This window comes from Corallococcus praedator (assembly GCF_003612125.1).
Classification (GTDB): Bacteria; Myxococcota; Myxococcia; order Myxococcales; family Myxococcaceae; genus Corallococcus; species Corallococcus praedator.
In genome coordinates this window covers 1-6,501 of the sequence record NZ_RAWI01000469.1, presented here as the reverse complement: position 1 = coordinate 6,501, position 6,501 = coordinate 1, and the positions used below count along the sequence as shown (strand labels likewise).

At 69.8% G+C, this 6,501-nt stretch carries 6 protein-coding genes; 4 read left to right on the top strand and 2 right to left on the bottom strand.

Annotated elements, in window-relative coordinates:
- Nucleotides 1-458 precede the first annotated feature (458 nt).
- Both D7Y13_RS36330 and D7Y13_RS36325 read right to left on the bottom strand, forming a co-directional pair.
- Nucleotides 459-1,223, bottom strand: a complete 765-nt coding sequence (locus D7Y13_RS36330) for a LytR/AlgR family response regulator transcription factor (protein ID WP_120536770.1) — start codon at nucleotides 1,221-1,223, stop codon at nucleotides 459-461.
- Nucleotides 1,220-2,251, bottom strand: coding sequence for a sensor histidine kinase (locus tag D7Y13_RS36325; protein WP_120536771.1), 1,032 nt, complete (start codon nucleotides 2,249-2,251; stop codon nucleotides 1,220-1,222). Before D7Y13_RS36325 ends, D7Y13_RS36330 begins: the two co-directional genes overlap by 4 nt.
- 213 nt (nucleotides 2,252-2,464) lie before the next feature.
- Here D7Y13_RS36325 and D7Y13_RS36320 point away from each other — a divergent pair, with 213 nt between their 5' ends.
- From D7Y13_RS36320 to D7Y13_RS36305, 4 genes are all read left to right on the top strand, one after another.
- On the top strand, nucleotides 2,465-4,396 hold the full coding sequence (locus D7Y13_RS36320; RefSeq protein WP_158626184.1) for a putative metal-binding motif-containing protein: 1,932 nt from the start codon (nucleotides 2,465-2,467) through the stop codon (nucleotides 4,394-4,396).
- 22 nt (nucleotides 4,397-4,418) lie between these two features.
- Nucleotides 4,419-5,117, top strand: coding sequence for an ATP-binding cassette domain-containing protein (locus D7Y13_RS48825; RefSeq protein WP_120585096.1), 699 nt, complete (start codon nucleotides 4,419-4,421; stop codon nucleotides 5,115-5,117).
- Between the two features lie 19 nt (nucleotides 5,118-5,136).
- Nucleotides 5,137-5,916, top strand: coding sequence for an MlaE family ABC transporter permease (locus D7Y13_RS36310; RefSeq protein WP_233595814.1), 780 nt, complete (start codon nucleotides 5,137-5,139; stop codon nucleotides 5,914-5,916).
- Nucleotides 5,913-6,501: MlaE family ABC transporter permease (locus D7Y13_RS36305; protein ID WP_147452576.1), on the top strand; the 589-nt coding region annotated here is incomplete at its 3' end. The genes D7Y13_RS36310 and D7Y13_RS36305, both read left to right, overlap by 4 nt.

The following is a 6,501-nucleotide window of genomic DNA, read 5'->3' as shown; positions in this document are numbered from 1 at the left end:
GCCCGGGGACGCGGCCGGAGGCGGCACGGGCTCCGGGGTCTGGGCGGACGCGTCCGGGGCGAGCACGGACAGACAGGCTCCCAGGGGCGCGGCGAGGAGGGCACGGCGGACGGTGGGCATAAGGCGTGCGGTGGAACGGGCGGTGTCGAAGGGTCAACGGCCCCTATACACGGAAGGCGTCGGCGCGGGTGTGACGGTGGTGGGGGGGCCTGCCTGGACGATGCCTCGCGGTTCGAATGCCGACGGTGGCCGTCGCCCCACACGGGACACGCGGCGCGCCCCAGAATGCATATCCCCTGCTTTTATTCCGGGTCGGTTCGCGCGGCGTCATCGGGATGGAAGGCTCCGGGCATCAAGGCGGACCCTGGAGCCATAGCCCCGAGCCCTGACACCCGGGGGGCGTTGCCGACGAACCCGAACGAAATCCCGACGAACCGTCCCCCCGCGAGCCCGAGCCGTCAGGGACGGCGCACACCCGCCGCGTTCGCCAGCAGCAGCTCCCGCACCCTGGCGGCGCGTTCGCGGGCCACGGGGACCCGCAACGGCGGAACGTTCGCCGCGCGCGACCCGATGAGCAGCGCGGTTTCGCCGTCGCCGCGTTCGATCTGCCGCACGAGCGCCAGGTTCACCAGCCAGTTGCGGTGCACGCGGACGATCGACTCCCCGAACGTGGCCTCGATGGAGGACAGCGGGAGGTCGAAATCGAACTTCCCCTCGACGGCGTGCACGTACGTCAGCCGGTCGTCCGCCTCGAACGCGAACACGGAGTCCAGCTCGATGAAGACCAGGGAGCGGTGCTGCCGGGCGACGATGCGCGAGATGGGGGGGACCACCGTCCCGCCGCCAGGCTTGCGCTGCTCGCGAAGCCTGCGGACACAGGAGGCGACGCGCTCCCGCGTGAACGGCTTGTGGAGGTAGTCCAGCACGCCCAGCTCGAACGCCTCCAGCGCGTGCTGCTTGTGCGCGGTGGCGAGCACCACCGCCGGCCCCTGACGGCCCAGGGAGCGCACCAGGTCGATGCCGTCCTCGTTGCCAGGGCTGCCCACCAACTGCACGTCCACGAACATGACGTCGAACCCGGGCGAGCCCGCGAGCGCCTCCCGGGCCGCCCGGGCGGTCGCCACCGCCGCGACGACGTCGACGGCGCCCGTGTCGGTCAAGAGCTCCGCCAGGTAGTCCCGGGCGGGGGGCTCGTCATCGAGGATGAGCGCGCGGAGGTTCATGTCCGCAGCTCGGGGATCTCCACGAGGACGTGGACGCCCTGGGCCGACGAGTCGACGGTCAGCCGGGAGTTGGGAAGGTGCAGCTTGAGCCGGCGGCGGACGATGTCGAGCCCCTTCGCCCCGGGGCGCACCTCATCCGGCGGCAGGCCCGGACCGTTGTCGTCGATGGAGCAGACCACGAAGTCCTCCCCCGTCCTGTGGACGCGCGTGCTGCGCACCGTGACGCGGCCGTCACCATCGCGGCGCAGCGCACCGTGCTTGACCGCGTTCTCCAGCAGCGGCTGGAGCAGCAGCCGCGGCAGCTTGAAGGAGCGCGTCGCCTCATCGATGTTCCACTCGAAGGACAGGACTCCGCGATGGCGCGCCTCCAGGATCTCCGCGTAGCGCTTCAGCCAGTGGACTTCGCGGTCGAGCGTCTGCCATTCGTCCTCGTGCTCGGAGATGTCGTCGAACAGCTCGCCCAGGCACGCCAGCAGCCGGCGCGCCTCATCGGGGTCCTTGGTGACGAGCCCCGCGATGGTGTTGAACGTGTTCAGCAGGAAGTGGGGCTCCAGGCTCGCGCGCAGTTGGGCGATCTCCGACTGACGGCGCAGCTCGCTCGCTTCGGCGCGGCGGCGCTCCGCGTCCGCGGCGAGGATGGGGTACACGAACGCGAGCATCCACAGCGCGAGGTCGCGAAAGAAGCCCAGCAGGTAGCGCAACGAGACGGTCAGGTAGTCCGGCTGACGCCCGAGCGTGAGGTTCAGGTGGGGCGCGCGAGGATGGATGATCCCCACGGCGAGGCAGCCGAAGAGCACCGTGAGCCCCACCCCGACGCCCGTGCCGATGAGCAGGGCCTGCTTGTGGGTGCCGCCACGGCGCAGGACGATCTCGAAGGCGAGCGTGAGGATGGCGAAGTCCACCGCGAGGAAGACGACATCCAGGATGAGCCCGTTGTTGTTGGTTTCGACCGACGTGGCGCGCACCGCCCCCTTGAGGAGGATGAACGCGGCGACGATCACCAGGCCGACAATCAAGCGGCGTGACATGGGGGGAGGCCTGCTTTCTCGGGGTGGGGGCCAACCTACTACGCGAACGCGGGGTCCACCCGGTGCAGTGGCCCGCGCCCCCACGGCCCGGGGTGGAGGGCGGCCGGGAACCGGGCAAGCGCGTCCATGCCCCACACGGAGCCCGGGCACGGAGAAGGATCTTCTTCAACCGCCTTGCCCCGGGTGCACGACGCGCCCGAGAATGCCCCTCCCATGCGTTTATTCCTGATGGCAGCGGCGGTGTGTGGCCTGTGGGTCACGGGTTGTAAGAAGGACGAACTGAAGGCCGGGGCGTTGAACGTCCGCGTCAGTCACGACACCTTCCAACAAGGCTGCATCATCGTGACCGTGAGGGACGCGGCGGACGCGTCGCGCTCGGCCAGCACGCCGGTGGCGCTGACACCCGCGTCGCCCAACCCGGTGCAGATCGCCGTCTTCCGCCAGGAGGGCTGGGGCACGCAGCTGAACGTGCAGGCCGAGGCCCGCGAGGTGTCCTGCTCGGGCGCGCAGCTGAACACGGTGGCCACGACGTCCGCGCAGGTCCCGGAGAAGGGCTCGCTGGACGTGCCCCTCGCCATCGACGCGGTGGATGAGGATGGCGACGGCTACGTGAAGACGGCGCAGGGCGGCACCGACTGCGACGACAGGATCGGGTCGGCCACGGTGAACCCGGCCGCCCCGGAGACCTGCGACGGCACGGACAACAACTGCGCCGACGGGGAGTCGGACGCGACCGACAAGAAGACCTGGTACGTGGACGCGGACTCGGACAGCTACGGAAGCACGGAGGTGAAGTCCTGCAACCAGCCCTCCGGGACCGTCGCGCGCGGCGACGACTGCAACGACGCGGAGGGCAGCATCCGTCCGGGCCAGTCGGAGCTGCGTTGCGACGGCAAGGACGACAACTGCAATACCCTGGTGGATGAAGAGTTCGGCGTGGGCAATGACTGCCCGGCCGAGTTGAGTTGCCCGGGCAAGCTGGCCTGCGGCTCCGGCCCCAACCAGACGCAGTGCAATCGCATCCAGGATCCCGTGAGCTGGTTCTTCGATGATGACGGCGACGGATTCAGCGGTACCGACGTGGGCCTTGGCTGCGTGTCCCCCAAGCCTGGGGGCGTCGCTTCTTCGCAGGACTGCGATGAGAGCTCCACCTACGTCCGGAGCGGACTGGCGGAGTCCTGCGACAGGATGGACAACGACTGCGCCAACGGCGTGGACAACGGGATTACCTGTGACACGTCGCCGGCCAGTTGGTCCACGGCGTCCGGCAGCGGAAGCACCCCGGACTGGGACGCGGTCGCCACATACGGAGAGAACGGCACCTGGCTGGCTGGAAACAATGTACTCACGCGCATCGAGGGTTCGACCGTCGTCGCCGTGACGTGCGCTGGCGACTGGAAGGCGGCGTGGTCCAGCAAGGACGGACGCGTCATCGTTGTCGGCGCGAACGGAAAGCTGGCGACGGCATCAAGGGTCGATACCCAATGTTACGTGAAGTCCGGACCGGACACGGGCGGTGGTGATTCGCTCAACGGAGTCACGGGTCTCGACACCACTGGGATTGATCCGACGGCATACGCGGTGTCGAGCACCGGAAAAATCTACCGTTGGTCCCCTCCCTATGACACCTCGACCGTGGAGGTTGTGGCCACCGTCGCAGCCAATCTGCGCGCCATCCATCTCGCGACGAAGTTGGAGACCATGATCGCGGTGGGAATCGTCAACAGCTCGACGTCAGGGGCCTTCCGCTTCGACCCCGGGACTGGAGGCTGGATTTCCGAAGCAATGCCTTCCAACACCACGGGCGACATCCGGGGCGTTCATGTCCTGAGCGACCGGTATGCCTATGCGGTGGGCGATAACGGCCAGGTCTTCGAGCGCGCCATGGGCCGATGGACCCAACTGCCAAAGCTCAATCAGCCCAACAGCAGTTCGTCCGCGAACGTCCTCGACGTCGTCGCCTACAGCCATAAGGCCATCTATGCCGTCACCAACATGGGCGAGGTTGCCTTCTACGATGGGACGGGCTGGACCAACCCCTTCGAGGGAACGAAGACGCTGAACTCCATCGACGGCGTGCTCCCCACGCGGATCGTCGCAGCGGGCCAGGATGGCACCCTCGTGAACTGGCCCAAGGTCCCCTGAGCCCCTCGCTCCATAGGTCGGCATGGAACTGCGAGGCGAAGGCCTTACCCTCCGGCACGGTCCCAGGACCGTGCTGGAGTCCATCGACGCGCACTTTCCTCCGGGCACCCGGGCCCTGCTCCTGGGCCGGTCCGGTTCGGGCAAGACGACGCTGCTGAAGGCCCTCGCGGGTCTGCTCCTGCCCTCCTCCGGCAAAGTCACCTGGGACGGGCAGGACGTCGCGAAGCTCACCGCTCCGGAGCGCCGCAAGCAGCAGGCGGCGTTCGGCTTCGTGTTCCAGACGGACGCCCTCTTCGACTCCCTCACGGTCCGGCAGAACGTGATGCAGCCGCTCTTGCGTCGCCACGTCCCGGAACCCGAGGCCCGCGAGCGCACGGACGCGGTGCTCAAGTCCGTGGGCCTGACGGACGCGGCGGACACCCTGCCCGAACGACTCTCCGGCGGCATGAAGAAGCGTGCGGGGCTCGCGAGGGCCCTGGCGGCGAGGCCGGCGGTGCTGCTCGCGGATGATCCGTTCGCGGGCCTGGACCCGGGCACGGCGCGGCAGGTGGCGCGGGTGCTGCTGGACGTGGCGGGCACGGGAACGCTGCTCGTGGCCGCGCCGGAAGCGCCCCTGGACCTCCCCCTGCCCCGCTGGCTGTACGTGCGAGGAGGCCGGCTGGTGCACGATGGGCCCCCGGCGCCGGAGCTCGAACGGACGCCGGACGAGGCCCTCGCATGACCCTTCCGTGGCCCCACCCGTGAGCAGCGCTGGCCTGGCCTGGCTGGGACGCGCGGTGCTGGGCGCCGTGGAAGGCGTGGGCGCGCTGGCGCTGGTCGCGGGGCGCACGGCCTGGGCCCTTCGGAGGCTGGAGCGGCGCGAGCTGGCGCGGGGCCTGGTGCAGTTCGGCTACGGCTCGCTGCCCCTGGCGCTGGCGACGGCGGCGCTCGCGGGCGTCATCGTGGTGGTGCAGGCGGGGCTCTACATCCAGCGGTTCGGCGCCCGGGCCTTCCTGGGGTGGGCCGCGGGGTACGGGGTTCTGTGGGAGTTCGGCCCGCTCCTGCTGGGGCTGATCATGTCGGCGCGCATCGGCGCCCGGAACGCGGCGGAGCTGGCCACGCTGAAGGTGGGCGGGCAGATCGAAGGCCTGCGCGGCATCGGCCTGGATCCGTTCGCGCTGCTGGTGGCGCCCCGGGTGGTGGCCATGGAGGTGAGCATGCTGGCGCTGAGCACGTTCACGTTCCTGGTGGCCATCCTCTGTGAGGCGGTGGCGGCGAAGCTCACGCTGGACCTGCCGCTGCGGGTGTTCTTCGGGACGTTCGCGGACATGCTGAGCCCCTTCGACATCGTGGGGGGCGTGGTGAAGACGGGAGCCTTCGGTCTGGCCATCTCCCTGGTGTCCACGGCGGTGGGCCTCCGAGCGAAGGGCGGAGCCCGGGCCGTGGGCGAAGCGGCGGCGAGCGCGGTGGTGCTGGGGTGCGCGGCCATCTTCGTCTTGGACTTCCTGCTGACGACGCTGCTGTCGCGGTGGCCGACATGAAGCGCGTGCTGTCCTTCTTCGGAGCGCCGGTGGTGATGCTGGCGCGAACGGTGCGGGCGAGCCTGCGGGAGGGAGTGCCCCTGCGCGAAACCCTGGCGCAGGTGCACGAGCTGGGTGGGCGCAGCGTGTGGCTGGTGATGTCGGGCATGGCCTTCTTCGGGGCGGTGCTGGTGACCATCGCCAACGCGCAGGCGAAGAAGCTCATCGGCAACGTGGCGGTGCTGGGCCCGGCGTACTTCGAGATGCTGGTGCGGGAGCTGGGCCCGGCGGTGTCGGCCCTGCTGACGGCGGCGCGGGCCGGCGCCAGCCACTCCGCGGAGCTGTCCACGATGAGCGTGAACGAGCAGGTGGAGGCGCTGGAGATGTCGGCGGGGGATCCGTACGCGGACCTCGTGGCGCCCCGGGTGCTGGCGGGGGTGGTGGGCCTGCCGATGTTGAGCGTGCTGGGAACGGTGGCGGCGACGCTGTCGGCGGTGGTGGTGGCGAGTCTGGCATTCGACATCAACGGCCGGGCGTTCATGGACGCGAGGTACGTGGATGGCTGGGATGTGCTGGTGGCGGCGCTGAAGGCGGTGGGCTGTGGGC

Bases quoted from the DNA above. Each gene is read 5' to 3' on its own strand.
- D7Y13_RS36320 (WP_158626184.1), top strand. From the start codon at position 2,465: ATGCGTTTATTCCTGATGGCAGCGGCGGTGTGTGGCCTGTGGGTCACG.
- D7Y13_RS48825 (WP_120585096.1), top strand. From the start codon at position 4,419: ATGGAACTGCGAGGCGAAGGCCTTACCCTCCGGCACGGTCCCAGGACC.
- D7Y13_RS36330 (WP_120536770.1), bottom strand. From the start codon at position 1,223: ATGAACCTCCGCGCGCTCATCCTCGATGACGAGCCCCCCGCCCGGGAC.
- D7Y13_RS36325 (WP_120536771.1), bottom strand. From the start codon at position 2,251: ATGTCACGCCGCTTGATTGTCGGCCTGGTGATCGTCGCCGCGTTCATC.